Annotated in this window: 1 pseudogene; it reads right to left on the bottom strand. The window is 66.1% G+C overall.

Going from position 1 to position 501, the window contains the following annotated elements:
- Nucleotides 1-369 (bottom strand): annotated as a pseudogene (locus tag EOA32_RS37700) (septum formation inhibitor MinC); the annotation flags it as partial.
- Nucleotides 370-501: the final 132 nt, after the last annotated feature.

Below are 501 nucleotides of genomic sequence, written 5' to 3'. Positions count from 1 at the left end.
GATCTCTTCCGCCTTCGCCTTGCGCGCGGCCCTGCCCAGCAGGCCCTCGGCGGTCGCCTCCTTGGCGCCCGCGAGCAGCGGCGGCAAATCGGGGCCGAGCTCGGCGCCCTCGAGCTCGATCGCGTAGACGCGGATGCCGCGCCGGGCGAGCGTGCCGACAAGTGCTGCGATCTCCTCCGGCCCCGGCTTCAAAGTGTTGAGATCCAACACTACCGGGCGGCCGTTGAAATAGCCCGGCGAGTTGCCGATCCAGTGATCGAGCCCCTCCAGCCACTCGTCGATCGGCGCCTCCGGCGTCAGCGTGAAAGCGACGAAGGAGCGGGCGCGGAAGCGGATGGATTTGTTGTGCAAAGGGGCGGCGAAGGTCACGGCCAGACGAATCCTTACTCAATGGTTAAAGGGTGCCGGGCGAATGGTTAACAAAAGGTTAATTCTGCGGGTGGCGGCCGCTGAGGAACTGGCGCGGCTAAGTTTTGTGGCGGGGGGGGGACAGAAACCGCC

It is taken from the genome of Mesorhizobium sp. M1A.F.Ca.ET.072.01.1.1, from assembly GCF_004023325.1.
In the GTDB taxonomy this organism is placed as follows: Bacteria; Pseudomonadota; Alphaproteobacteria; order Rhizobiales; family Rhizobiaceae; genus Mesorhizobium.
The sequence above is the reverse complement of the archived record's forward strand: the minus strand, read 5'-3'. Positions and strand labels throughout refer to the sequence as shown.